This window comes from Serratia sp. CY55921 (assembly GCF_052167655.1).
Classification (GTDB): Bacteria; Pseudomonadota; Gammaproteobacteria; order Enterobacterales; family Enterobacteriaceae; genus Serratia; species Serratia ureilytica.
Genome location: NZ_JBJNMU010000001.1, coordinates 1,499,090 through 1,523,501 on the forward strand (window position 1 = coordinate 1,499,090; position 24,412 = coordinate 1,523,501).

Here is a 24,412-nt window from a genome sequence, read left to right on the forward strand (position 1 = left end):
TTATTCCTCCAGTTGATGAAGACTACGGCTGCGAATCTCTTTCAGCAGCTTGTCTACGACTTCGTTTACGTCCAGGCTTCCCAAGTCTTTGCCACGGCGGGTACGAACGGCAACTTTGCCTGCTTCGACCTCTTTGTCACCGCACACCAACATGTAAGGGACTCGACGTAAAGTATGTTCGCGAATTTTAAAGCCAATCTTCTCATTTCTCAAGTCCGCTTTCACGCGAATACCTGCATCCTGCAGTTTTTTGGTCAATTGCTGGACGTAATCAGACTGGCTATCGGTGATATTCATCACCACCACCTGCACCGGGGCGATCCAGGTCGGGTAGAACCCGGCGTATTCTTCGGTAAGGATACCGATGAAACGTTCCATGGAGCCCAAAATGGCGCGGTGAATCATTACCGGCACGACGCGATCGTTGTTTTCGCCAACGTACGATGCGCCCAAACGGCCCGGCAAGAAGAAATCGAGCTGCACGGTACCACATTGCCATGCGCGATCCAAACAATCATGCAGGGTAAATTCAATTTTCGGTCCGTAGAAGGCGCCCTCGCCCGGCTGGTACTCGAACGGAATGCCGTTCTCGGTCAGCGCGGCGGCCAGGTCTTCTTCCGCACGGGTCCACATGTCGTCGGTGCCGATGCGTTTTTCCGGGCGCGTGGACAGCTTGACGGCGATCTTGTCGAAGCCGAAAGTGCCGTACACGTCATAGACCATGCGAATGCATTCGTTCACTTCGGCGCGCACCTGCTCTTCGGTACAGAAGATGTGGGCGTCATCCTGCGTGAAGCCACGCACGCGCATCAGGCCGTGCAGGGAACCCGAAGGCTCGTTGCGGTGGCAGCTGCCGAATTCGCCCATGCGCAGCGGCAAATCGCGGTACGACTTCAGGCCCTGGTTGAAGATCTGCACGTGACCCGGGCAGTTCATCGGCTTGATGCAGTATTCGCGGTTTTCCGACGCGGTGGTGAACATGGCGTCTTTGTAGTTTTCCCAGTGGCCGGTTTTTTCCCACAGCACGCGGTCCATCATGAACGGACCTTTCACTTCCTGGTACTGGTACTCTTTGAGCTTCATGCGCACGAAGGCTTCCAGCTCGCGGAAGATAGTCCAACCGTCGTTGTGCCAGAACACCATGCCCGGCGCTTCTTCCTGCATATGATACAGGTCGAGCTGTTTGCCGATCTTGCGGTGATCGCGCTTGGCCGCTTCTTCCAGGCGTTGCAGGTAGGCGTTCAGCTGCTTCTTGTCTGCCCAGGCGGTACCGTAGATACGCTGCAGCATTTTGTTTTTGCTGTCGCCGCGCCAGTAAGCGCCGGAGGTTTTCTGCAGTTTGAAATGGTGGCAGAAACGCATGTTCGGCACGTGCGGACCGCGGCACATGTCGACGTATTCTTCGTGGTGATACAGGCCCGGACGATCGTCATGGCTGATGTTCTCATCCAGGATCGCCACTTTATAGATTTCGCCGCGCTCAGCGAAGGTGTCGCGGGCTTCTTGCCAGCTGACCTTCTTCTTGATGACGTCGTAATCCTTATCGGCCAACTCGTGCATCCGCTTTTCCAGCAGATCCAGGTCTTCCTGCGTCAGGGTGCGGTCGATATCCACGTCATAATAGAAACCGTTGTCGATCACCGGACCGATCGCCATTTTGGTATCCGGCCACAGCTGCTTGATCGCATGACCCAGCAGGTGCGCACAGGAGTGGCGCATGATTTCCAGACCGTCTTCGTCTTTGATGGTGATGATGGCCAGCTGCGCATCTGATTCGATCAGATCGCCGGCGTCGACCAGCTCGCCGTTGACGCGGCCGGCGATACAGGCTTTCGCCAGGCCAGGGCCGATATCGCGCGCGACATCCATCGGGGAAACGGGGTGATCGAAATGACGCTGACTTCCGTCAGGAAGGGTAATAACAGGCATTAATAATTCCTTATCTACAGTGGTGACCCACACGACAGATCACATGCAGTACGAAAATTGGATTTTGGGTTTGGTCAGCCAGGTTTCAGATCTCGCCCACAATTGCCAGATTGAAACCTCACTGGGTATACAGAATGGAACGCATACCTTCTCAGCCGCATTCGGCTAAGCGAATAGTATCACTAAAATTGTTCCGGATAAATAAAGCGCCGCCGCCCTCACGCTTTCGCTCTATCCGGCGCAAACACGCCTTTCAGGTAGCTAAGGGTGGCCAGCAGGCACAGGCCGTAGCCCAGCAGTTCGCATCCCTCTTCCACCATGTTTTTCACCACCCGGTTGTAACCGTCCAGCATCAGCGTTTGCCACAGCGCGCTCATGCCGAACAGGCGTGAAAACACCAGGATGCACAGCAGGCCGGCGCACATCATGCCGTAGCCGGGGTGCGACACGATATAGACCAGGCCGCGCGCCGTAGCCGCAATATGTCTTGCGGCATGCCACAGACAGGCCAAGGCGACCGCCAGCGCGAACCACACCCAGGCGCCGTGCCACAACGCATCGAAAGCGAAGTCCATCTCGCGGATCAGCATGCAGAGAAAGAAGCCGCCAACCAGCAGCCAGGCGGAACGACGCTCGGCCTGTCGCCGAGCCGCGGCGAAGAAACCGCCGGAGATGGCGAGCAGCAACAGTTCCTGCGCCGCTTCGGTCAACGAGGTTTCATGCACGAAGTTATGCAGCCAGTGCACATCGATAAACACCAGGCCGACCAATGCCGCCATGAAGGCGGCGGAAAGCGCGAATGCGCCGATTTTCCCCAGTAAAATATGCAGTTCTTGTTTCATAATCACACTCATTATTATTTACAGCGCATCTATGGTATCCACCTGTTCTCAGGGATCGTGGCAATTGATGCCTAATGCCCTGCGCCGCGCGAAAGGTGGTCGTTAATTACGCCGAAACAATAAAAAACCCCGGCACCTGGGCCGGGGTGAGGCCAGTCTTTCCTGGCAGTCACTTCATCGTCGTCAGTATTCCAGGCTCTCATCCCTATATCATCGAGACGCGCAAAGGAGCCTGAAGATTACGCCTGCGCAGGTGATACCGCGATACGGCGGACATTGGTGTTAACGCCCCACAAGCCGGCCAACGCACTGACCACTGCGCCAATCAACAGCGCAAAGAACGACCACAATGCGGCCCGCGACAATTCGTCCGCAGCAGCGGCAGCCTGCTCGCGCGCCTTCTGTTTCAGCTCCACATACTCCTGTTTTGCCTGATTGATTTTTGCTTCGGCGTCATCCAAACGCTGATTAACCAGCTGGGCAGTTTTATTTTTGGCTTCGACCAAATTCTTCACCGTCTGGTCCACTTCCTGCGGCGTCATATCGGTATTTTCCGCCAAGGCCTTTTTCAGGGCGTCTTGATCCACATCTTGCGAGATGGCCTCACCCTGTTTTTTAAGCTTGGCGACCAGTTGATTAATAATGTCGTCGCTATTGTCAGGCTGAAGTGCCAGAGCTTTTACTGCGTCCGCCAAATCAGTTTTGGCCGCATTCAACTGCTGTTGCATGAATTCAGGCTGCAATGACGGGATACCGCTTTTTTTAAGCGCCGTAACCACATCGCCTTGCAGCTGTTCAGGTTCCAAGGTTGTGTCAATGCCCAACTTGTCAAACACTTTACCGCCGGCGTCCGCCAATCCGGATGCCCCTTTGCCAATCGCTGAACCGGCGCCGGAGAGCAAGCTGCCGGAGGTCGAAGCGATAGCGCCCAGCGCATTGCCGGTCGCCTTCACGGCAGACCCGACCAGCATCCCCCCCAGCACCGCCGCCACAATCAGTGAGGTCGCCCATACCAGGAAGCCATGAATAAGTCCGTCATTAGCAGCCAAACGCCCGGCAATAAAAGCGCCGGCGGCCAAACTAATAATGATTGAAACAGCGGACCAAATCACTACAGTGGTACCGGCGCCGTTTATCGGATCGTCTGATGTCGGATCCACGATGGAGAATCCAAGACTGGTGCCTAACGTCGACAGCAACAGTGAAACAGCCAATACGGTGATCACGCCGCCGATGACGCTGCCCCAGGAGATTTTTTTCGCCGCTACCCATTCTTTTGCCACTTCCATAGTAAAACTCCTTTTAAGTTTTCGATTATAAAGAAATGCCAGAAAGCCTTACCATTATAGACTCGCTTCATCAATCAGGCGGTTAAAGGGTGAAAACAGTTAAAAATAATTAATGATAATGACTTCAGACGTGCGTTTACTTTCAGCGGCGCTACGCTGACAGACCGCCTTAGCGTCACTATTCTTACGCTATCCACCAATGAACAAGGTCTTAGCGCACAACATGAACCGGTTACTCGCAGCCCTCATCGTGGCGTGCGCGGCATTGGCGACGTTATATGGGCTGGTGCATTTTGGCGCACGTTCGGTGCCGCGCGCGATTGCGGTCAACGAGGCGCCGCTGGGGTGTGAGGATGAACCTGAGCTCGCCGGCGAGTGCGGCGATGACGATGAGGCTCCCGCCGACGAATTTCGCCGGCCGGCGACGCTGAACGCCCGGGCCGACGGTTAATTAACGTTACGAGCTATCCCCATTGCCGCCAGGCGTACGGCAGGCTAGGCTGTTCAGCTCATGGGCCGCCGTTTGGCGGCTTGAACGTTGCACAGGGAGTCTATTTTATGACGGGTATTTTGCAGTTATTCCAGGCCATCGGACTGGGTTTGGTGCTGCTGTTGCCGCTGGCCAACCCGCTGACCACGGTGGCGTTGCTGCTCGGGTTGTCCGGCAATATGACGCGCGAAGAGCGTAATCAGCAGTCGCTGATGGCCTCGGTTTATGTGTTCTGCATCATGACGGTGGCGTTTTACGCCGGGCAGGTGGTGATGAACACCTTCGGCATTTCGATCCCCGGCCTGCGCATCGCCGGCGGCCTGATCGTCGCCTTCATCGGTTTTCGCATGCTGTTCCCGCAGCAGAGCCCCGAAGACGCGCCGGAGGTGGAGAGCAAGTCGCACGAGCTGCGCCACAAGACGTCGGCCAACATCGCCTTCGTGCCGCTGGCCATGCCGAGCACCGCCGGGCCGGGCACCATCGCGATGATCATCAGCTCGGCATCGAGCGTCAAAGCGAACTCGCTGGGCTTTGAACCCTGGGTGTTGGCCGTGGCGCCGGTGGCCATCTTCCTGACGGTCGCGGTGATCCTGTGGGCCTGCCTGCTCAGTTCCGGCGCCATCATGCGGTTGGTGGGAAAAAGCGGCATCGAGGCGATCTCGCGCCTGATGGGGTTCCTGCTGGTCTGTATGGGCGTGCAGTTCATCATCAACGGCGTGCTCGAGATCATCTCCACCTACACACCGGCCGCCTGACGATAAAAAACGGGCGCGATGCTCGCGCCCGTTGCCGTTATTTCCCCGCCGGCGCCTGCGCGCCCAAAATGCCCTTGCCTTCCGGCACTTCGGTAAAGCGACTGAGGATCTCGCTGTAGGTCTTGGCCGGATCCAAATCCGGGAACTGCGCCGGATAGATAAACTTCGCCAGATACTCCAGCCCGACGATGTTGTACGGGTGGTTGTAGAAGTTATGGTAGATGCCGTAGAACCGCCCTTCCTTCACCGCCGACAGCTGCGCGAACCCTGGGCGCTGCTTCATGCGGTTGAAGGCCTCATCCACCTGCTGCTGCGTCACGCCATAGCCGAACGGCACTGCGGCGTTGGTCTTGCTGGCCCACTGTGAGCCGGAAACGATGTAGGCATCCGGCTTCATGGCGATCACTTTTTCCAGCGCCACGTCGCCGGTCGCGCCCGGCAGCAGCGCAGAGCCGATGTTGCGCGCGCCGACCGCCTCGACCAGTGCCCCCCAGCCGACGTGCGCATGGGTAAAGCAGCAGGATTCCAGTCCGTTCAGGCCGGCCTTGGCTTCAAAGAACACCAGCGGCTTGGGTTCCACCGCCTGCGTTTTGGCTAGAATGGCCTGATAGTGCTGCTGATAATAATCGGTATATTGCTTGGCCTCGCTTTCGCGGTTGAGGGTTTCCCCCAGCAGCGTCACGCTTTTGGGCGTGTTTTCCACCGGCTTGAGCATGGTATCGATAAACAGCACCGGCACGTTCAGCGCCTTTAGCTTATCCAGCACGCCGGTTTGGCTCAGGGACGGTTTGGAGCGCAGCTGGGCGATCATCAGATCGGGCCGCTTGGCGATCACGCTCTCCAGATTCACTTCACCCTTGTCGCTGAAGCCCATATCGATGATGTTTTTCGCCGCCGGCCATTTGCTCTGCAAGATATCCCAGGTCGCCGCGTCGCTTTTCTTCAATAAGTTATTCCAGGCCACCAGCCGGCCAAACGGGTTGGCGCGATCGAGCAGCGCCAGCGTGAGAATGTCGCGCCCGTCCTGCACCACGATGCGTTTCGGTTCTTGCTGGAGGGTGAGCGTCTGGCCGGAGGTGTCGGTCAGGGTCAACGGATAGGTAGTGGCCATCGCCGGAGAGGCGAGTAAGGTGGCGCAAACCAGCGCCGGCAAAGTGATTCGACGGTGCACGAAAGACTCCTTAGTCATGAATACATTCAGGAAATACTAATGAGAATGGCTTGCATTATCAAAGATAACGCCCGGCATGCCGGCGATTAATTGCAAAGGGATGTGTAAAGGAAGGATAAGAGGCGCGCCGGAGCCGGCGCGCCCAGGGGATCACATCAGGCCGTAGATCAGCGCCGAGAGCGCGATCAGGCCCATCACCAGCACGAAGACGTTGCTCGCCGCGCGATATTGGCGCATGGCCGGCACCGCACGCACGGCGTACATCGGCAAGATGAACAGGATCGCCGCAATCAGCGGGCCGCTGATGGTTTCGATGATATGCAGCGCGCTGGGGTTCCACACCGTCGCCGCCCAGGTGAGCAGGAACAGCGACACCGCCGAGATGCGGTGCGTCATGCGCGAGCTGAGCGGCTTGCCGACCGCGCGCGTGACGCCGTCGATCAGGCTGGTCGCCCCTTCCGTCACCCCCAGCGAGGTGCCGAGATAGGATTTGGCCATTGCCAGCATCGCCATCACCGGGCCGAGATAGGCGATCAGCGGGTTGGAAAACTTGTTGGCCAGGGTGGTCAGCACCGTGATGTTCTGATCTTTGGCCTGCTGCATGTCTTCATGGGACAGGCTCAGCACGCAGCTGAACACGAAGAACAGCACGGTAACGCAGATCAGCACATAGCTGTAGCGCATGATGCGCGCGCAGCGGCGTTCCGCCTTGTCGCCATACAGGCTCTTCTGCGTCGAGGCGAAGGAGGAGATGATTGGCGCATGGCTGAAGGAGAACACCATCACCGGCACCGCCAGCCACAGCGAATGCCAAAGCCCCGGCGTGTCGAAGCGGGTGGCGGCCAGGCCATTAACGAAGTTGGCGGTATTCCAGCTCGGCATCAGGTACAGCGAAATGCCCATCAGGAACACCAGCAGCGGGAACACCAGCATGCCCATTGCCGCCACGATGCTGTCTTTGCCGCGCAGCAGCACCAGATTGAGCACCACCACCACCGCCAGGCTCAGCCAGATGCGCGGCAGCGGCGCCACGTGGAACTGATGGATCAGGAAGCTGTCCAGCGCGTTAGTGATCGAAATGCTGTACACCAGCACGATCGGGAAGAACGCCATCAGATACAGCACCATGATGATTTTGCCGGCCAGCACGCCGAAGTGTTCCACCACCACATCGTGAATGTTGCCGTCGCGGCTGGAGCCGGAAAGCACGAAGCGGCTGAGCGCGCGGTGCGGCAAATAGGTCAGCGGGAAAGCGAACAGCGCCATCAGCAGCAACACCAACGGGCCGTTCAGGCCGGCGTTGATCGGCAAGAACAACGTACCTGCGCCCACCGCAGTCGCATAGAGACCGAACATCCAGACGGTGTCGGTTTTGTTCCATTTGGCAGGCTGAGCGGCCGTCAGCGTGCCTGAATCGGGAGAAATCGTACTCATGAGACAGTCTACCTTAATCTGCGGCGCCAACGATTGCGCCTAACGGGATATCCTTCTCCGCGAATTTTTTAATAGTAATCAGTGAATTAAAGCGATATTTCATACTTACGCCTGATGAAAGGACGGCAAAGGATAATGAAAAATCCGCTGCGGGTCTATGTTTTATCGGCCGAACGAACGATTTGCGAACAGGAAATGCTGAAAAAAACGGCGCAGGCAGGAAAAACTAAGGGCCCCTTGCGGAGCCCTTAAGCGGTTTACTTCTTCGCGTCCGGATGGTCCGGCACCTCGGCGCTGCCCATCTCCTTCTCATCGCGGATCATCGAGCGGTCTTTACGCACGTCGGCCACGTCGGAGGCGCTCACCGGTTTGGCGCTGTTGCCCCAGCTGGAGCGGATGAAGTTCACCACGTCCGCCACCTGCTGATCGTTCAAACGCCAGCCAAACGGCGGCATGGTGATGTTGGACACCGCGCCCTGCACCGCCGGCGTGGTGTTGCCGGTCAGCACGATGTGGATCAGCGAGGTCGCGTCCTCGGTCTGCACCACCGGATTGCCCTTCAGCGACGGGAAGGCGCGCTTGTAGCCCACGCCGTCGGTGCGGTGGCAGGCCGCGCAGTTATCGACATACAGCGCCGCGCCGGGCTTGCTGTCATTCCCGCGCCACAGATCCTTGGCCACGCTGTCTTCGACCGGCGCCGCCTGCTGCTTGCCGTCTTTCGGCGGCAGCGATTTCAGGTAGCGCGCGATGGCGGTCAGATCGTCGTCGCTCAGGTATTGCAGGCTGTGCTCCACGACGTCGCTCATGCCGCCGAACACGATGGCTTTGTCGTTACGGCCGGTTTTCAGGAACTCGGTCAGCTCGGCTTCGCTCCAGCTGCCCAGGCCGTCCTTGCGGTCGCCGCGCAGGCTGGAAGCCACCCACCCGTCGATCGGCGCGTTGCTCCCGGACAGGTAGTCGTCGCTTTCGCTGTTGCTCAACGCTTTCTCCTGCATGGTGATGCTGCGCGGGGTATGGCAGGCGCCGCAGTGGCCCAGGCCTTCCACCAGGTAGCGACCGCGCTCAATCACCGGATCGGCCTTGGCGTCGGCGACAAAATCCGCCGGCGACGGCGCAAACATGCCGCGCCAGATGCTCAGCGGCCAGCGCATCGACAGCGGCCACGGGATGTCGGAGTCCTTGTTGGCCTGCTCCACCGGCTGCACGCCGTGCATGAAATAGGCATACATGGCGCGCATGTCGTCCTCTTTCACCAGCGCGAACGACGGGTACGGCATCGCCGGGTACAGGGTGCTGCCGTTTTTGGCTACGCCCTTACGCACCGCGTTGTCGAAATCCTCGAAGCTGTAATCGCCGATGCCGGTTTTCTTGTCCGGCGTAATGTTGGTCGAGTAGATGGTGCCGATCGGCGTCTCCATCGCCAGGCCGCCGGCGAAGGTCTTGCCGTTCTTGCCATCGGTATGGCAGGCCACACAGTCACCGGCGCGCGCCAGGTACTCGCCGCGCTTGATCAGCTCGCTGCTGACGGTGGCGTCCTGCGCCCAAACGGAGAAACTCACTGCACTGAGAACCAGTGCCGGTACAAATGCTTTCATCGTTCGCCGTCCTTATGCCTGCACCAATGGGCCTGGGTTTTTCAGATACTGCTCGCGAATGGCGCGGGCAGACCAATAAGCCAGCGCCGCCACGGTGCCGGTCGGGTTGTAGCCCAGCCCTTGCGGGAAGGCCGATGCGCCGATCGAGAACACGTTGTGCACATCCCAGCTCTGCAGATAGCGGTTGACCGCGCTGGTCTTCGGATCTTCCCCCATCACCGCACCGCCGTTCATGTGGGTGGTCTGGTAGCTGGTGGTATCGAAGTGGCTGTTGGCGTTTTTCGGGCTGCCGGCGATCAGTTTCGGGTTCATCGCCTTGGCGATCGGCGCCATCTTGTCGTACATGAACTGCGCCATCTTGATGTCGTTTTCCTGCCAGTCGAACGTCATGCGCAGCAGCGGCTGGCCGAACACGTTCTTGTAGTTGGGATCGAGATCCAGATAGTTGTTGCGGTACGACTGGTGCGCGCCGTGGGCATCCATCGAGACGTGGTGGGTGTAGGCATCCGCCACCGCCGCTTTCCACTTGCTGCCCCAGGCCGGGGTACCCGGCGGGGTCGGCAGGCCGGAGATCGGCTTGGTGCCCGCCTGGTTGACCCAGAACGGCGAACCGCCGACGAAGCCTTCTTTGGCGTGATCGAAGTTGTCGGCGTTGAAGTCATCCACGCCCACGCCGTTGCCGCCGGCGCCGATGAACGGGTTGGTGAAGACGTCTTTATCAAAGAACGCCTTGATGGTGGTCATGTTCTGGTAGGCGAAGTTGCGCCCGACCACGCCTTCGCCGGTCACCGGATCGTAAGGCTTGCCGATGCCGGACAGCAGCATCAGGTGCACGTTGTGGAACTGGAACGCGCCCAGGATCACCAGGTCGGCCGGCTGTTCAATCTCACGGCCCTGCGCATCGACGTAGTTCACGCCGGTGGCGCGGGACTTGTCATCGGTCAGGTTGACCTTCAGCACGTTGGCGTTGGTGCGCAGCTCGAAGCGTTTCTCCATGCGCAGCGCCGGCAAGATGTTGACGTTCGGCGAGGCTTTGGAATACATGTAGCAGGCGTAGCCGCTGCAGAAACCGCAGAAGTTGCACGGACCCATCTGCGCGCCGTACGGGTTGGTGTAAGAGTCCGAGGTGTTGGCGGACGGCAGGTTGTAAGGGTGGTAACCCACCTCCAGCGCCGCTTTCTCGAACAGCTGGGCGGAGTAGGTGTTTTTCTGCGCCGGCAGCGGGAAGTCGTCGGAGCGATCCGGCGCAAAGCGGTTGCCGCCCTTCTGCGCCACTTTCTGCCCTTTGATGGTCCAGGCGGTGCCGGAGGTGCCGAACACTTTCTCCGCTTTGTCGAAGAACGGTTCCAGCTCGTCGTAGGTCACGCCGAAGTCCTGGATGGTCATGTCCTTCGGAATGAAGTTTTTGCCGTAGCGCTCTTCATAATGGCTGCGCATGCGCAGTTCGATCGGATCGACGCGGAAATGCACGCCCGACCAGTGCAGACCGGCGCCGCCGACGCCGGTGCCCGGCAGGAACGCCGCCAGCTGGCGGTAAGGCACCGCGGTCTGGCTGCTGTTGTGGCGAATGGTGACGGTGCTTTTCGACAGATCCTGGAACAGCTTGCGTCGAATGTTATAGGTCAGCTCGTCGATCACCTGCGGATAAGAACCGTCCGGGTAGGTGTCGCGCATCGGGCCGCGCTCCAGCGCCACCACGTTGAGGCCGGCCTCGGTCAGCTCTTTGGCCATGATCGCGCCCACCCAGCCGAAGCCGACGATCACCGCGTCTACTTTTTTCATTACCGTTGCCATGGTTAGCCCCTCTCCCCACGAATCGAGACCGGCGGGAAGGGATAACGCTCCCCTCGCTCAACCCAGTCCATAAAATCGGCGCGCGCGCCCGGAAAATTAATCAGCTTCCAGCCAACCATGTCTTTGTTGCCGCCATGGATCGGATCGCTGAAGAAACCTTCACGGGTGTTTTGCAGCAGATAGGAGAAGAACAGTTTCGACGGCAGTTGCTGGAACTCCGCCTCGCCGGACTCGAACTTTTGCAGCAGGGCGTCTTGCTGCGCGCCATCCAGTTCGGCGAAAGGCTTGCCGGCGGTTTTCTTGCTGTAGGCGTCGGCGTCATGGATGCCGAGGTTGTAGATTTGCTTGGGCACCAGCGGCAGCTGGTAGCCCATCTCCTTCGGCACATCGGGGTTGAACGGCCCCTGCATGTACCAGATGGAACCGGTGGCGTACGGCGTGTTCATCTGGCGATCGATAAACTCCGGCACGCCGGCTTCCAGCGCGCCAGGGCCGCGTTCGTCGGCCGGGATCAGGCGCGCGACGGCGGCCTTGATGAAGGCCCACTCTTCCGGGGTGAAAAAGGTCGGTTGGTAATCGTTCTGCGTTGAAGTGTTCGAGGCAGCGACCGCTGGTGCTGGGGCCGTCAGCGCGCCAACGCCGCTGCCACCAATTACCGCCGCAGGAATTAAGGTCATCGATTTCAACAAGAAATCGCGCCGCGAATTGTTGGTTTTATGATTCGACATGTCACATTCCATCCAAAGATAGTCACAACTATTTAACCGCAACCTTGCGATCGATACGGGTTTTTAAAATAATTTGTTACTTATTTGTCTATTTATTGAAGGTCAGAATGCGAGCAAAAGCAAAAATGTTACCGGTAACTTATTGAATGAACGTAAAGATTTATCTGCTAACGTAAATTTAACTTTTTGTGCGGTTTTTCTGATAAGCGATGAGGAAATAACGAAAAATGAGAGGCGGGTCGCGCTAAAAACTGACGCCGAAAACAAAATCGGCCGCGTTCGGCGGCCGATTCAAAGGATGGGATTACTGCGACATCGCCTGATAAGCGGTGGTCACTTTCCATAAATAGCGCGGCGCCTGCGGTGCCGGGTGCTTTTTCTGGATGTGCTGATAAAACTCATCCGGACTCATCTGATTGATGCGATTAACCGCCACGCGCTTGTCCGAGGAGAAAGTGCGCAACATGGCGCCCGCCCCGTTCACATACGAAACGATGGTGGCGTAACGCAAAGTCTGTGGGTTGTTGATCCCGGCTAGCTGCTGGCTTTGAAGAATATTGATATAGGCCGTTCCCAGATCAATATTGACCGCCGGATCCTTCAGCTCACGCGAGCTGGGTTGCCCGCTTCGTCCTTTCATGCGATAGGCGTCGCGGCCGGCGGTAGAAGCCTTCAGCTGCATCAATCCCACTGCGTTCGAGGTGCTGACCACGTTCGGGTTAAACCCGGACTCCACCTGAATAATCGCTTTAATCAGCGTTTCGTCGACGCCGTAGTTGCTGGCGGCCTGACGAATGTAATCGTTATAAGCAACCGGGGTGCCTGTGCGGTTTACCGGTGCCTGCGGAGGGGGTTTTAACCAACCGCCGCGCGTTGTGCCACTGCCTGAAATATTGCTCGCCGTTTGCGGGTCTTTGGCGCACCCCGACAAAAGCAAAATTGCCGTAAGGCAACCTATTTTTGTTTTCACAGAATCCCTCACTCCTTTCAATGAGTTGCGTAGCATATACAACTTGTAAGGACACCTGCAGTAATTTTTTGGACTAATCTCAAGCTATCCATATACCAAGAGGTGATTTATGAGTCAATCTGCAACAAGCTGCTTTGTGGTGACTTTTCGCTATCAGGAAGCGGGACTGACCGACCTGGCCAAGCTGACCGGGCAATTGACCCGTGAAGGTTTTGTCACGTCGGTGACAGACGAAAATGGCGTTCATCATGAACTCGGCAGCAACAGTTTTGCGTTCATAACCGTTCTGGATCAAGAGGATGTGCAGCGACTGGCGCAGGGGTTCGGGCAGTTGGCGTTGGGAAAACAGCCGGAGGTGGCGATCTGCACCTGTAAGGACTACCTTCAGCGGTTACATACTGATACATAAAATGCTATAACTCCCCGGACGGTATTATTTTTCAGTTGGAGAAATAGCCCCGCCGGCGGTGGGCAAGTGACGCTTGACTTCGCTTCAATTGATATTGATAATCATTTTCATTTGAACCAGGAGACGTCATCATGCCATTGATAACTTGCGCTTTTCGTCGCAGTCGCCCTCCCCGCGCTGCCGCACTGTTACGCCCCTTCACGCTCGCCTGTTTGCTGCTCGGCGCCGCTCTGGTCAGCCAACCCGCGCTGGCGGAAAAAAAGCTGCGCGTGGTGACCACTTTCACCATCATTCAGGATATCGCCCAGAACGTGGCGGGTGACGCCGCCGTCGTGGAATCCATCACCAAACCGGGCGCCGAGATCCACGATTACCAACCCACCCCGCGCGATATCGTCAAAGCGCAGCACGCCGACCTGATCCTGTGGAACGGCATGAACCTGGAACGCTGGTTCCAGCGCTTCTTCGAGAACATCAAGCAGGTGCCGGCGGCGGTCGTGACCGAAGGCATCACCCCGCTGCCAATCCGTGAAGGGCCCTATAACGGCAACCCGAACCCGCATGCCTGGATGTCACCGAGCAACGCGCTGGTATATATCGAAAACATCCGCAAAGCGCTGGTGGCGCACGATCCGGCCAATGCGGAAACCTACAACCGCAACGCCAAGGCCTACGCAGAGAAAATCGGCGCGCTGGACGCCCCGCTGCGCGAACGCCTGGCGCGCATTCCGGCCGCGCAGCGTTGGCTGGTGACCAGTGAAGGCGCCTTCAGCTACCTGGCGCAGGACTATCAGCTGAAAGAAGTCTATCTGTGGCCGATCAACGCCGATGAGCAAGGCTCGCCGCAACAGGTCCGCCGGGTGATCGACGCGGTGCGCGCCCACCATATTCCGGTGGTGTTCAGCGAGAGCACCATTTCCGACAAGCCGGCCAGGCAGGTGGCGAAAGAGACCGGCGCCAAATACGGCGGCGTGTTGTACGTGGACTCGCTGTCCACCCGCGATGGCCCGGTGCCGACCTATATCGATCTGCTTAACACCACCGTGCAAACCATCGCCAAAGGATTCGATCAATGACCCATGAGCTGTTTGTCCGCCCTGAATTGAGCGTGGACGACGTCACCGTGACCTACAACAACGGGCACACCGCCATTCATAACGCCAGTTTTACCCTGAGCGGCGGTTCTATCTGCGCGCTGGTGGGCGTTAACGGCAGCGGTAAATCGACGCTGTTCAAAAGCATCATGGGGCTGGTCAAGCCCACCAGCGGCCGGGTGTCGCTGAGCGACAAACCGGTAGCGGACGCGCTGAAAAAGAACCTGATCGCCTACGTGCCGCAAACCGAAGACGTCGACTGGAACTTCCCGGTGCTGGTGGAAGACGTGGTGATGATGGGCCGCTACGGCAAGATGAATTTCCTGCGCATTCCGTCGCGCGAGGATCGCTTGCGGGTCGACAAGGCGCTGGAGCGCGTCGGCCTCAGCGAGCTGCGCGGCCGGCAGATCGGCGAACTCTCCGGCGGTCAGAAAAAGCGCGTGTTTCTGGCGCGCGCCCTGGCGCAGCAGGGCACGGTGCTGCTGCTGGATGAGCCTTTCACCGGCGTGGATGTGAAAACCGAGAATGCCATTATCGATCTACTGCGCTCGCTGCGCGACGAGGGGCATCTGATCCTGGTTTCCACCCATAACCTCGGCAGCGTGCCGGAGTTCTGCGATCGGGTGATCCTCATCAACCGCACGGTGTTGGCCGCCGGCCCGACCGAAACCACCTTCACCCAGAGCAATCTGGAGCTGGCGTTCGGCGGCGTGCTGCGCCATATCAACCTCTCCGGCCCGGATCTGCACGACGACAACGATCCGCGCACCGTCACGGTGTTGACCGACGATGAACGCCCGGCGGTGTTCTATGGCCACACCAAGAGCGATCCGCCTGCCAACAGTCAGGCCAGGGAGAAACAATCCTGATGCTGGACCTTCTGCTGCAACCTTTCAGTTATAACTACATGGTGAAGGCCATCTGGGTCAGCGCCATCGTCGGCGCCGCCTGCGCGTTTCTGTCCGCCTACCTGATGCTGAAAGGGTGGTCGCTGATGGGCGATGCGCTGTCGCACTCGGTGGTGCCCGGCGTGGCCGGCGCCTATGCCCTCGGCCTGCCCTACGCCGCCGGCGCCTTCTTCACCGGCATGCTGGCGGCGCTGGCGATGACGCTGGTGCGCCACATCACCCGGCTGCGCGAAGACGCCATCATCGGCTTTATCTTCTCCACCTTCTTTGCCGTCGGCCTACTGATCGTGTCGCTCAACCCCACCTCGGTCAACGTACAGTCGATCATCTTCGGCAATATCCTCGGCATCGCCGACGAAGACGTGCTGCAGGTGGAAATCATCATCGGCGTTTCGCTGCTGATCCTGTGCCTGGTGTGGAAAGATCTGCTGGCGGTGTTCTTTGACGAAAGCCACGCGGTGTCGATCGGCCTGTCGCCGCTGAAGCTGAAGATCCTGTTCTTCACCCTGCTCAGCGCCTGCACCGTCGCCGCACTGCAAACCGTCGGCGCCATTTTGGTGATCGCCATGGTGATCACGCCGGGCGCCACCGCCTATCTGCTGACCGACCGCTTCAGCCGGCTGGTGATCATCGCCATCATCATCGGCGCATTGACCAGCGGCATCGGCGCCTACCTGAGTTTCTTCCTCGACGGCGCCACCGGCGGGGTGATCGTCACCCTGCAAACGCTGGTGTTCCTGGCGGCGTTCTGCTTCGCGCCGAAACACGGCCTGCTGGCGGCAAAACGTCGCGTAGCACAGTCACCAACCGGAGGCCGCTGATGGACACGCTCTACCAACTGCTCAGCGAACCCTTCGCCTACCCGTTCATGCAGCGGGCGATCGTCGCCGCCATCGTCACCGGCGTGGTATGCGCCGTGCTCTCCTGCTATCTGGTGCTCAAGGGCTGGTCGCTGATGGGCGACGCCATCTCGCACGCCGTCTTGCCCGGCATCGTAGTGGCGTTCGTCATCGGCATTCCGCTGGCGATCGGCGCCTTCCTCTCCGGCATCTTCTGCGCGGTGGCCACCGGCTACCTGAAAGAGAACAGCCGGGTGAAAGAAGACACGGTGATGGGCATCGTTTTCTCCGGCATGTTCGCCTTCGGCCTGGTGCTGTTCTCGCGCATCGACACCGACCAGCACCTGAGCCACATTCTGTTCGGCAACATGCTGGGCATCACCGACGGCGAGCTGAAGCAAACCCTGCTGATCGCCGGCTTCACCCTGGCGGTGGTGTTGCTTAAACGCAAAGACTTCATGCTCTACTGTTTCGATCCGCACCATGCGCGGGTGATTGGCCTGCCGGTCAAGCAGCTGCACTACGGGCTGCTGTGTCTGCTGGCGATGACCATCGTCGCCTCGCTGCAGGCTGTGGGGGTGATCCTGGTGATCGCCATGCTGATCGCCCCCGGCATCATCGCCTTTATGCTGTGCCGCCGCTTCGATCGCATGCTGATGGTGGCGACGGTGGTGTCGGTGTTCTCTTGCGTGCTCGGCACGCTGATCAGTTTCCACATCGACGGCGCAACCGGGCCCTGCATCGTCATTGTACAGGCCGTGCTGTTCGTTATCGCCTTACTGTACGGTAAACTGCGTCCGTTACAGCGTAACCAAACCGCCCTGGGCGACAGTTAAACGCCCTCCTCTGATGCGGCGGCGCTCTCCGCCGCATCCTGTTTCCTCTGCCCCCTTATCCGTTGTCATCAAGTTGCAACCGGTATTGCGCTTAAATTAATCAATAGGGTATATACTGTGAGCTGGCGGGATGCTGAAAAAATCGCCGCCTTTGACGCCGGCTGTGCGCCGCGTCGTGTTTTCACCACGGGAAAGACGCTAACCTAATGAATTATCAGGCAGCACAGAGGGGGAAATACCATGTGGCAAGCCGTTAGCCGTCTGTTAAGTGAACATCTTGGCAGCGCAGAGATACGCGAAAGGATTGAACTGCCCGGGGGCGACATTCACCCGGCGTGGCGCGTGAGTTACGGTGACAACGAGGTGTTCGTGAAATGCGACGCCCGTGAACAACTGCCGATATTCACCGCCGAGGCCGATCAGCTGGCGCTGCTGGCGCGCAGCAAAAGCGTGCGGGTGCCGGAAGTGTACGGCGTCGGCAGCGATCGCGACTACAGCTTCCTGCTGCTGGAGTATCAGCAGTTGAAACCCCTCGACGCCCATGGCGCCTACTGCCTGGGGCAACAACTGGCGCATCTGCACCAGTGGAGCGAGCAACCGCAGTTCGGTCTCGACTTCGACAGCGATCTGACCACCACCCCGCAACCCAACGCCTGGCAACGCCGCTGGTCGGAATTCTTCGCCGAGCAGCGCATCGGCTGGCAGCTGCAGCTGGCGGCGGAAAAAGGCATGACCTTCGGCGACATCGACGACATCGTCGATCGGGTGTATCTGCGCTTGCAGCACCACCAGCCTCAGCCTTCCCTGCTGCACGGCAACCTGTGGCCGGGCAACTGCGCGATGACCGCCAACGGGCCGATACTGTTCGATCCGGCCAGCTACTGGGGCGACAGAGAGTGCGATTTGGCGATGCTGCCGCTGTATCCGGAGCTGCCGCCGCAGATCTACGACGGCTATCAGAGCGTGTGGCCGCTGGGGGCCGGATTTATCGAACGCCAGCCGCTGTATCAGCTGTACTACCTGCTCAACCGCAGCAATCTGTTCGGCGGCCAGCATTTGGTGGCTGCCCAACGCGCGGTGGAGGCGCTGTTGCAGCCGGAAGCGTCATAACGTTCCGGGGCGCCGAGCGGCGCCCCGTTCATGGTTCAGGCCGCGCCGGCCAACTGCCCCAACAGGCGGATCACGAACCAGGCGATCACCGCAATCACGATCGGCAGGATGTACAGCGGGAAGTACTGCAGGAAGATGGTGTGGTGCGGCAGCGTAATGCGCTCCTCAAGCTGTTGGCGCGTGTGCCCTTCGCTGCCCTTGGCCTGCTCCAGGATCATCTGGTCTTCCAACCCTTCGCGGATGAACTTGACCTGACGCGACATGCGCGCGCCGGAAGCCTGCAGCGCCAGCCCGACGAAGATCAGAATATAGATGATGATGAACATCAGATTGGCGCCGCTGAACAGGCTTTTATCCACGTCGGGCACCGGTGAGTTGTACCAGAAAAGGTTCAGGAACGGCGTGTTGAAACGCACCATGTCCACCATCACGTGGACGAAATCCAGCATCACCGCGTTGATGCCCTTGGTTTTTTCACTGTGCTGATAGATAAAACCCAGCACGGAAATCAGCGTCGACAGCAACGCCGGGATAAAAACCACCCATCCGAGAATGCGTTTCAAAATGGCGAGACGCCCGGCCTGTTGATACGTCATGTGTTCCCCTTGTTAGCGACGTAACCGAATCGGCTAAGTCTACCTGCTGTTGGCGAAACTCGCCCACCGTTTTCTTCACTCCCGCTGTGCTACAAGCTTAGCCGAATTAGTCGAAATCAAAAACTTAACCGCGCCGGCACACTATCATTGAAGAGATAACGTTATCCATTCGGGCAGAGGCCGCCATGATTCGACTGATTATCTTATTGCTGGGCGCGCAGGCGCTGCACGGTCAGCGCCGTCTGCTGGTGCTGTTCGGTTGGCTGTGGATAGCCGCAGGGGCGCTGATGCTGTTCGACATCCTGCAGGATGGCCGGTCGGTGCTGGCGCTGGATGCCCTGGCGGTCATCCTGGCGCTGGAGGGGTTGGTGGCGGTATCCGCCGCGCTGGTGATCGGCTCTTCGGCCAGCAGGCCGGTGCTGCTGAAAGGATTGGGTTTTGTCTTTATGGCCTTTTTAATGCTGGACGTGCCCGCAGACGATAACATCGTCGCCACCGTGGTGTTTGGCAGCGCGCTGCTGCTTGACGGCGCCGTGCGCATCGCCTCCTCCACGGTGATTCAACACAGTCGATGGAAAGGCGTGGCGCTGGCGGGCAGCGGCGAGATCCTGCTTTCGTTGATGATTTTTGTCGGCTGGCCGGCGCCGCATCGGATGACGGTGCCCTTTTGCCTCGGCGTGATGATGGTGCTTTCCGGTTGGGCCTTATTGCGTATCGCCCGGAGACTGACAAGCTTCTCTCTGAATCAGCACCCCGCGCGGCAGCCACCGCACCCGGAGGATGAGACTGCGCCGCTCACGGTGTATGTCTGGACACCGATTGGTGCGGCTAAAGATCCGCGCCGGCGTTACATCGTCGACCGATACATCGCGGCGGTCGACGGCGGCGGCAATATCTCCACCGGTCACGCCGCCCTGGCGCTCGCGCCGGATGTGTATATCAGTCACTACCCGCTCAACGACATCAGCCATTCCGTTCAGGATTTCCGCCAGTTGTTGCATGCCGGCGAACAGAACAACGTCGACGGGCGTTTCCTGCCCGACCTGGCGGGCGAGATCGCCGCCTGGTGCCCCCCGGACAAGAAAATTCAATTCTACCGCTATAACCCGGCGGCGCTGCGCGCATTCTGGCTGCGTTATCGGCAGGACGCCACCTACAATCTGACCCGGCGCAACTGCTCCACCACGGTCATCGGCGCGCTCGACAGCGCGTTGGAAGGCGTGCTGGGCGATAAACATCTGTGGCGCCGCTTTCTGTTGCTGGTGCTCGATCCCAACCTGTGGATGCTGGCGGTACTGCGCAGCCGCGGCGAAAGCATGACCTGGACGCCGGGTTTGGTGCTGGACTATGCGCGCATGTTGCAACAGGTTACCGAGCGCCAACACCAACGCTGGTGGCTAAAGTTGCGCGAGATGTGGAATATCCTTCGCTTTGGCAAAAGCCAAACGCGCAGGCAAAGGTTTTAGTCTCGTCACCGGCGATGATAAAGTGTCGGGCACATTCACCCGCGCCGGCAGGAGTTAACCGTTAATGGCTTATTCGCAACGCATTGAAACCGCAATTTTTGATATGGACGGCTTGTTGATCGACTCGGAACCGCTGTGGCTGCAGGCCGAGTTGGATATCTTCGGCGCGCTGGGTTTGGATCTGTCCGACCGTCACAAGCTGCCGGACACGCTGGGGCTGCGCATCGATCTGGTGGTGAAGATGTGGTATCAGGCGATGCCGTGGCAAGGGGTTTCGCTTGATGAGGTGTCGGCGCGGATTATCGAGCGCGCCATCGAGCTGGTGCACGAGACGCGCCCGCTGCTGCCGGGCGTTCAGCAGGCGCTGGAGCTGTGCCGCCGCCAGGGGCTGAACATCGGTCTCGCCTCCGCCTCGCCGCTGCACATGCAACGGCAGGTGCTGAAGATGTTCGAGCTTGAGGATTACTTCGATCAGCTGGTTTCCGCCGAATACCTGCCGTACAGCAAGCCGCACCCGGAGGTCTACCTGATCGCCGCCGAACGCCTGGGCAGCGATCCGCTGCGCTGCATCACGCTGGAAGACTCGTTTAACGGCATGATCGCCACCAAGGCCGCACGCATGCGTTCCATCGTGATCCCGGCAGCCGAATACCGTCACGATCCGCGCTGGGCGCTGGCGGACCACAAGCTGGACACCCTGGAACAGCTCACCCCCGCCCACTTTGCCTGACCTGCGGCGCCGGCCATCGGCGCCCTGGGTTTGCCGCTCTGCGTCATAAAAGGGATCCGCACCGCAAAATAAACGAAACACCGTTTCATTTTATTGAATTGGCATGACGTTCTCATTATGCTGCATGGCAGGGAAAGCGACGGCCCGCGGCGCGTTGTCACTGCCACGCAGCGCGGTTCAAGGCCGCCGCTTCCTCCCGCCACACGCCGAGCAACCGTCTTTTTTCTCACCGCCATACGCCCCCCATCGCCCGCTTTTTGTTCTCGCCCGTCAAAATCGATGCTTTGTTACCCATTGCCGTAACAAGCCGTTGTAAAACAGGGGAAAATAAACAATTGGTTACAGGGTAACTGCTTCCACTACTGGGAATTTTCCCATATACTGGATAAATTAACAGTTTACCAGTCGGAATCGCAACAGCATGACCGCGGAAGGACACCTTATATTCTCTGTCGCTTGCGCGATCTTCGCCAAGAAGGCGGAAGTGACGCCAGAGCTGGCTACCGGCGACTGGTGGCACATCATACCCGCCGCGCTGCTGACCTCACTGCTGCCGGACATAGATCACCCCAAGTCGGTGCTGGGCCAGCGTCTGCGCTGGATCGCCATTCCCATCGCCCGCGCCTTCGGCCACCGCGGTTTCACCCACAGCCTGCTGGCGATCGCCGGCGGCATGGCGCTGTTTCAGCTTGATGTGCCGCGCAGTTGGCCGATCCCGGCCGACGCGCTGCACGCCATGATCATCGGTTACTTCAGCCATCTGCTGGCCGACATGCTCACGCCCGCCGGCGTACCGCTGCTGTGGCCGTGCCGCTGGCGTTTTCGCCTGCCGCTGCTCAACTCGCAAAAAGGCAATCAGTTGGAGCGCGTGCTTTGCCTCTGCCTGGTGGCGTTTGCCATCTGCTGGCAAGGTGATTTCACCCTCCCGGTGCAATCCTACGTAGAGCAAATCAGAAATATTAGACTCTGATCACAAAAAATCGCTCAACCCATCACCCATGTGTATATAAAACGAACAAAATCACACAAAAAGCTATATTAAATTCCATTTGGATATAAGTAGGCCCCTCGGCAAACTGTTACGATATTTACATCGCGACACACCTAATGGTGCGTAGTCGTTTTTATATAAGAAAGATTATTGGAGATATTGGGGATGAATCTTCCGCTCGTGATTAACGTGCTGGTGTTTGTCGCGCTCCTTTTGCTGCTGGCGCAAACCCGCCACAAGCAATGGAGCCTGGCGAAAAAAGTGCTGGTCGGCCTGGTGGTCGGCGTGGTGTTCGGTCTGGGGCTGCAGCTGGTGTACGGCGCCGACAACCCGGTACTGAAAGAATCCATCAGTTGGTTCAACATCGTCGGCAACGGCTATGTGCAACTGCTGCAAATGATCGTCATGCCGCTGGTCTTCGCCTCTATCCTGAGCGCGGTCGCCAAATTGCATAACGCCTCTTCGCTGGGCAAAATCAGCGTTCTGACTATCGGCACATTGCTGTTCACCACGCTGATCTCGGCGCTGGTGGGCGTGCTGGTCACCAACCTGTTCGGCCTGACCGCCGAAGGCCTGGTGCAGGGGGCGCAGGAAAGCGCGCGCCTGACGGCGATCCAGACCAACTACGTAGGCAAACTGGCCGATCTGACCGTGCCGCAGATGGTGCTGTCGTTCATCCCGAAAAACCCGTTCGCCGATCTGACCGGCGCCAGCCCGACCTCAATCATCAGCGTGGTGATTTTCGCCACCTTCCTCGGCGTGGCGGCGCTGCAGCTGCTGAAAGACGACAAGCCGAAAGGCGAGCGCGTGCTGGTGGCTATCGATACCCTGCAGGCCTGGGTGATGAAGCTGGTGCGTCTGGTCATGAAGCTGACGCCGTACGGCGTGCTGGCGCTGATGACCAAAGTGGTCGCCGGCTCCAACATTCATGACATCGTCAAGCTCGGCAGCTTCGTGGTGGCCTCCTATATCGGTCTCGCCATCATGTTCGTGGTACACGCCATCCTGCTGGCCTTCACCGGCGTGAACCCGATGAAGTTCTTCCGCAAGGTGTGGCCGGTAATCACCTTCGCCTTCACCAGCCGCTCCAGCGCCGCCAGCATTCCATTGAACGTGGAAGCGCAGACTCGCCGCCTGGGCGTGCCGGAATCCATCGCCAGCTTCTCGGCGTCGTTCGGTGCCACCATCGGCCAGAACGGCTGTGCGGGCCTCTACCCGGCGATGCTGGCGGTGATGGTTGCGCCGACCGTCGGCATCAACCCGCTGGATCCGGTATGGATCGCCACCCTGGTCGGCATCGTCACCCTCAGCTCCGCCGGTGTGGCGGGCGTGGGCGGCGGCGCCACCTTCGCCGCGCTGATCGTGCTGCCGGCGATGGGCCTGCCGGTGACGCTGGTCGCGCTGCTGATCTCGGTTGAACCGCTGATCGACATGGGCCGTACCGCGCTGAACGTCAACGGTTCCATGGCGGCGGGCACCATCACCAGCCAACTGATGAAACAAACCGACAAAGCCGTGATGGACAGCGAAGACGAAGTCGAATTGGCTCACCGTTAACGCCTTCCGCGAACGAAAAAACCGGGGATGATCCCCGGTTTTTTTATGCCCTGCGTTCGGTCGTTACGGCCGCTCGCCGTTCGCCAGCCGCCGGTTGATATCGGCGATCACACCCGGCAATTGCGCCAGCGTGTCTATCACATAGTGCGCGCCCGCCGCGTACAGCTTATCGGCGGCGGCCGTGCGGCGGCGCTCGATCTCCCCTTGCGGCATTTGGCGATACTCCTGCCAGGTCGCGCCAAACTCGTTGCCGGACAGCGCCAGCCCGACGCTCCACATCCCGGCGTTCAGCCCTTCGGCAATGCCAGGCACCGCGTCATCCACCTTCACGCAATGCGCCACCGCATCGATGCCCAGCGCAATCACGTTTTGCAACGCCATCCACGGCCCCGGTCGCCCGCCGGCCGCGAGATCGTCGGTGGCGACCCAGTAATCCGGCGCGTAGCCGCGCTGCGCTGCGGCAGGCGCCAGCACCGCCATCACCGCGCGCGGATAACCGGAGCAGGAGCCGATTTTGATGCCCTGTTCACGCAGAGCGGCAATCACCTGCGGCACGCCCTCGATAGGATCGGCGAAGTCGACCACTTTGGCGATTTGCAGCGGCATAAACGCCTGATACAGCGCGTCGATATCCTGGTGGCTCATCGAGCGGCCCAGCTTCTGCCGCCAGCGCGCGTCAACCGCCGGCAACTTGCCCAGCGCCTCGATGTGTTGCCATTTGCCGAGCCCCATCGGAATGCGCGCTTCCGCCAGGCTGATGTCGATATCGAAAGTGCGTTTGAACGCCTCGACGAAAATCTGCGTCGGCGCAAAGGAGCCGAAGTCCACCGTGGTGCCGGCCCAGTCGAGGATCACTGCGTTGATCTGTTTCATGGTCAA

The 24,412-nt window shown here is 59.2% G+C and carries 23 protein-coding genes; 12 read left to right on the forward strand and 11 right to left on the reverse strand.

What is annotated here, in order from left to right; translation table 11 throughout:
• The 3 genes from thrS to ACJ8M3_RS07120 form a co-directional block, all read right to left on the reverse strand.
• Positions 1-1,929 carry a threonine--tRNA ligase gene (gene thrS, locus ACJ8M3_RS07110; protein ID WP_025159696.1) on the reverse strand — a complete coding sequence of 643 codons (1,929 nt, stop codon included), beginning with the start codon at positions 1,927-1,929 and terminating at the stop codon, positions 1-3.
• A 218-nt stretch (positions 1,930-2,147) separates the two neighbouring features.
• The gene (locus ACJ8M3_RS07115; RefSeq protein ID WP_047576017.1) at positions 2,148-2,771 is read right to left on the reverse strand and encodes a hypothetical protein; all 624 of its coding nucleotides are present in this window, start codon (positions 2,769-2,771) and stop codon (positions 2,148-2,150) included.
• 239 nt (positions 2,772-3,010) lie between these two features.
• Positions 3,011-4,060, reverse strand: a complete 1,050-nt coding sequence (locus ACJ8M3_RS07120) for a YrzE family protein (RefSeq protein WP_089196983.1) — start codon at positions 4,058-4,060, stop codon at positions 3,011-3,013.
• Between the two features lie 223 nt (positions 4,061-4,283).
• Here ACJ8M3_RS07120 and ACJ8M3_RS07125 point away from each other — a divergent pair, with 223 nt between their 5' ends.
• Both ACJ8M3_RS07125 and ACJ8M3_RS07130 read left to right on the forward strand, forming a co-directional pair.
• Entirely contained in the window at positions 4,284-4,511 is a 228-nt protein-coding gene (locus tag ACJ8M3_RS07125; protein WP_025302614.1) for a hypothetical protein, read from the forward strand.
• A 107-nt stretch (positions 4,512-4,618) separates the two neighbouring features.
• Positions 4,619-5,305 carry a MarC family NAAT transporter gene (locus tag ACJ8M3_RS07130; protein ID WP_016927970.1) on the forward strand — a complete coding sequence of 229 codons (687 nt, stop codon included), beginning with the start codon at positions 4,619-4,621 and terminating at the stop codon, positions 5,303-5,305.
• 37 nt (positions 5,306-5,342) lie between these two features.
• Here ACJ8M3_RS07130 and ACJ8M3_RS07135 read toward each other — a convergent pair whose 3' ends face one another.
• From ACJ8M3_RS07135 to ACJ8M3_RS07160, 6 genes are all read right to left on the reverse strand, one after another.
• Positions 5,343-6,476, reverse strand: a complete 1,134-nt coding sequence (locus ACJ8M3_RS07135; RefSeq protein WP_089196982.1) for an ABC transporter substrate-binding protein — start codon at positions 6,474-6,476, stop codon at positions 5,343-5,345.
• Between the two features lie 150 nt (positions 6,477-6,626).
• Positions 6,627-7,910 carry an HAAAP family serine/threonine permease gene (locus ACJ8M3_RS07140; RefSeq protein WP_089196981.1) on the reverse strand — a complete coding sequence of 428 codons (1,284 nt, stop codon included), beginning with the start codon at positions 7,908-7,910 and terminating at the stop codon, positions 6,627-6,629.
• 257 nt (positions 7,911-8,167) lie between these two features.
• Positions 8,168-9,505, reverse strand: a complete 1,338-nt coding sequence (locus ACJ8M3_RS07145; RefSeq protein ID WP_033642870.1) for a c-type cytochrome — start codon at positions 9,503-9,505, stop codon at positions 8,168-8,170.
• 12 nt (positions 9,506-9,517) lie between these two features.
• On the reverse strand, positions 9,518-11,299 hold the full coding sequence (locus ACJ8M3_RS07150) for a GMC family oxidoreductase (protein ID WP_004931432.1): 1,782 nt from the start codon (positions 11,297-11,299) through the stop codon (positions 9,518-9,520).
• A gap of 2 nt (positions 11,300-11,301) precedes the next feature.
• A complete protein-coding gene (locus ACJ8M3_RS07155; protein WP_033642869.1) occupies positions 11,302-12,027 on the reverse strand; it encodes a gluconate 2-dehydrogenase subunit 3 family protein in 726 nt (241 codons plus the stop codon).
• A 304-nt stretch (positions 12,028-12,331) separates the two neighbouring features.
• Positions 12,332-12,997, reverse strand: coding sequence for a transglycosylase SLT domain-containing protein (locus tag ACJ8M3_RS07160; protein WP_004931439.1), 666 nt, complete (start codon positions 12,995-12,997; stop codon positions 12,332-12,334).
• Positions 12,998-13,106: 109 nt separating this feature from the next.
• Here ACJ8M3_RS07160 and ghoS point away from each other — a divergent pair, with 109 nt between their 5' ends.
• From ghoS to ACJ8M3_RS07190, 6 genes are all read left to right on the forward strand, one after another.
• Positions 13,107-13,406: a type V toxin-antitoxin system endoribonuclease antitoxin GhoS gene (ghoS, locus tag ACJ8M3_RS07165; protein ID WP_033642868.1), complete on the forward strand. Its 300-nt coding sequence runs from the start codon at positions 13,107-13,109 to the stop codon at positions 13,404-13,406.
• 131 nt (positions 13,407-13,537) lie between these two features.
• On the forward strand, positions 13,538-14,482 hold the full coding sequence (locus ACJ8M3_RS07170; RefSeq protein WP_033642867.1) for a metal ABC transporter substrate-binding protein: 945 nt from the start codon (positions 13,538-13,540) through the stop codon (positions 14,480-14,482).
• Positions 14,479-15,369 (forward strand): manganese/iron ABC transporter ATP-binding protein, encoded by an 891-nt coding sequence (locus ACJ8M3_RS07175; RefSeq protein ID WP_033642866.1) that lies wholly within the window; start codon positions 14,479-14,481, stop codon positions 15,367-15,369. Before ACJ8M3_RS07170 ends, ACJ8M3_RS07175 begins: the two co-directional genes overlap by 4 nt.
• Complete coding sequence (gene yfeC / locus ACJ8M3_RS07180; protein ID WP_016927980.1) at positions 15,369-16,229, forward strand: iron/manganese ABC transporter permease subunit YfeC; 861 nt, start codon at positions 15,369-15,371, stop codon at positions 16,227-16,229. The genes ACJ8M3_RS07175 and yfeC overlap by 1 nt, the downstream gene beginning before the upstream one ends.
• A complete protein-coding gene (locus tag ACJ8M3_RS07185) occupies positions 16,229-17,083 on the forward strand; it encodes a metal ABC transporter permease (RefSeq protein ID WP_089196979.1) in 855 nt (284 codons plus the stop codon). The genes yfeC and ACJ8M3_RS07185 overlap by 1 nt, the downstream gene beginning before the upstream one ends.
• A gap of 240 nt (positions 17,084-17,323) precedes the next feature.
• Complete coding sequence (locus tag ACJ8M3_RS07190; RefSeq protein WP_033642864.1) at positions 17,324-18,193, forward strand: fructosamine kinase family protein; 870 nt, start codon at positions 17,324-17,326, stop codon at positions 18,191-18,193.
• A gap of 35 nt (positions 18,194-18,228) precedes the next feature.
• On the opposite strand, the gene ACJ8M3_RS07195 is transcribed toward ACJ8M3_RS07190, so the two are convergent.
• Positions 18,229-18,789 (reverse strand): YniB family protein, encoded by a 561-nt coding sequence (locus ACJ8M3_RS07195; protein WP_025302601.1) that lies wholly within the window; start codon positions 18,787-18,789, stop codon positions 18,229-18,231.
• Between the two features lie 185 nt (positions 18,790-18,974).
• Between ACJ8M3_RS07195 and ACJ8M3_RS07200 the strand changes: the two genes are divergently transcribed.
• From ACJ8M3_RS07200 to ACJ8M3_RS07215, 4 genes are all read left to right on the forward strand, one after another.
• Positions 18,975-20,255 (forward strand): HdeD family acid-resistance protein, encoded by a 1,281-nt coding sequence (locus ACJ8M3_RS07200; RefSeq protein WP_442514634.1) that lies wholly within the window; start codon positions 18,975-18,977, stop codon positions 20,253-20,255.
• Between the two features lie 64 nt (positions 20,256-20,319).
• On the forward strand, positions 20,320-20,985 hold the full coding sequence (hxpB, locus tag ACJ8M3_RS07205) for a hexitol phosphatase HxpB (RefSeq protein ID WP_033652469.1): 666 nt from the start codon (positions 20,320-20,322) through the stop codon (positions 20,983-20,985).
• Between the two features lie 421 nt (positions 20,986-21,406).
• Positions 21,407-21,955 (forward strand): metal-dependent hydrolase, encoded by a 549-nt coding sequence (locus ACJ8M3_RS07210; protein ID WP_033642861.1) that lies wholly within the window; start codon positions 21,407-21,409, stop codon positions 21,953-21,955.
• Positions 21,956-22,141: 186 nt separating this feature from the next.
• The gene (locus tag ACJ8M3_RS07215; RefSeq protein WP_047576041.1) at positions 22,142-23,533 is read left to right on the forward strand and encodes an L-cystine transporter; all 1,392 of its coding nucleotides are present in this window, start codon (positions 22,142-22,144) and stop codon (positions 23,531-23,533) included.
• A 63-nt stretch (positions 23,534-23,596) separates the two neighbouring features.
• Here the strand turns inward: ACJ8M3_RS07215 and phnX are convergent, their stop codons facing one another.
• Positions 23,597-24,406 carry a phosphonoacetaldehyde hydrolase gene (phnX, locus tag ACJ8M3_RS07220; RefSeq protein WP_047576043.1) on the reverse strand — a complete coding sequence of 270 codons (810 nt, stop codon included), beginning with the start codon at positions 24,404-24,406 and terminating at the stop codon, positions 23,597-23,599.
• Positions 24,407-24,412: the final 6 nt, after the last annotated feature.

What these genes read in the sequence shown, in the direction of transcription:
- ACJ8M3_RS07155 (WP_033642869.1), bottom strand. Translation starts at nt 12,027, where the DNA reads ATGTCGAATCATAAAACCAACAATTCGCGGCGCGATTTCTTGTTGAAA.
- ACJ8M3_RS07175 (WP_033642866.1), top strand. Translation starts at nt 14,479, where the DNA reads ATGACCCATGAGCTGTTTGTCCGCCCTGAATTGAGCGTGGACGACGTC.
- ghoS (WP_033642868.1), top strand. Translation starts at nt 13,107, where the DNA reads ATGAGTCAATCTGCAACAAGCTGCTTTGTGGTGACTTTTCGCTATCAG.
- ACJ8M3_RS07215 (WP_047576041.1), top strand. Translation starts at nt 22,142, where the DNA reads ATGAATCTTCCGCTCGTGATTAACGTGCTGGTGTTTGTCGCGCTCCTT.
- ACJ8M3_RS07185 (WP_089196979.1), top strand. Translation starts at nt 16,229, where the DNA reads ATGGACACGCTCTACCAACTGCTCAGCGAACCCTTCGCCTACCCGTTC.
- ACJ8M3_RS07125 (WP_025302614.1), top strand. Translation starts at nt 4,284, where the DNA reads ATGAACCGGTTACTCGCAGCCCTCATCGTGGCGTGCGCGGCATTGGCG.
- ACJ8M3_RS07150 (WP_004931432.1), bottom strand. Translation starts at nt 11,299, where the DNA reads ATGGCAACGGTAATGAAAAAAGTAGACGCGGTGATCGTCGGCTTCGGC.
- ACJ8M3_RS07130 (WP_016927970.1), top strand. Translation starts at nt 4,619, where the DNA reads ATGACGGGTATTTTGCAGTTATTCCAGGCCATCGGACTGGGTTTGGTG.
- ACJ8M3_RS07115 (WP_047576017.1), bottom strand. Translation starts at nt 2,771, where the DNA reads ATGAAACAAGAACTGCATATTTTACTGGGGAAAATCGGCGCATTCGCG.
- thrS (WP_025159696.1), bottom strand. Translation starts at nt 1,929, where the DNA reads ATGCCTGTTATTACCCTTCCTGACGGAAGTCAGCGTCATTTCGATCAC.
- ACJ8M3_RS07210 (WP_033642861.1), top strand. Translation starts at nt 21,407, where the DNA reads ATGACCGCGGAAGGACACCTTATATTCTCTGTCGCTTGCGCGATCTTC.
- yfeC (WP_016927980.1), top strand. Translation starts at nt 15,369, where the DNA reads ATGCTGGACCTTCTGCTGCAACCTTTCAGTTATAACTACATGGTGAAG.
- ACJ8M3_RS07145 (WP_033642870.1), bottom strand. Translation starts at nt 9,505, where the DNA reads ATGAAAGCATTTGTACCGGCACTGGTTCTCAGTGCAGTGAGTTTCTCC.
- ACJ8M3_RS07170 (WP_033642867.1), top strand. Translation starts at nt 13,538, where the DNA reads ATGCCATTGATAACTTGCGCTTTTCGTCGCAGTCGCCCTCCCCGCGCT.
- ACJ8M3_RS07190 (WP_033642864.1), top strand. Translation starts at nt 17,324, where the DNA reads ATGTGGCAAGCCGTTAGCCGTCTGTTAAGTGAACATCTTGGCAGCGCA.
- ACJ8M3_RS07140 (WP_089196981.1), bottom strand. Translation starts at nt 7,910, where the DNA reads ATGAGTACGATTTCTCCCGATTCAGGCACGCTGACGGCCGCTCAGCCT.
- ACJ8M3_RS07120 (WP_089196983.1), bottom strand. Translation starts at nt 4,060, where the DNA reads ATGGAAGTGGCAAAAGAATGGGTAGCGGCGAAAAAAATCTCCTGGGGC.
- ACJ8M3_RS07200 (WP_442514634.1), top strand. Translation starts at nt 18,975, where the DNA reads ATGATTCGACTGATTATCTTATTGCTGGGCGCGCAGGCGCTGCACGGT.
- phnX (WP_047576043.1), bottom strand. Translation starts at nt 24,406, where the DNA reads ATGAAACAGATCAACGCAGTGATCCTCGACTGGGCCGGCACCACGGTG.
- ACJ8M3_RS07195 (WP_025302601.1), bottom strand. Translation starts at nt 18,789, where the DNA reads ATGACGTATCAACAGGCCGGGCGTCTCGCCATTTTGAAACGCATTCTC.
- hxpB (WP_033652469.1), top strand. Translation starts at nt 20,320, where the DNA reads ATGGCTTATTCGCAACGCATTGAAACCGCAATTTTTGATATGGACGGC.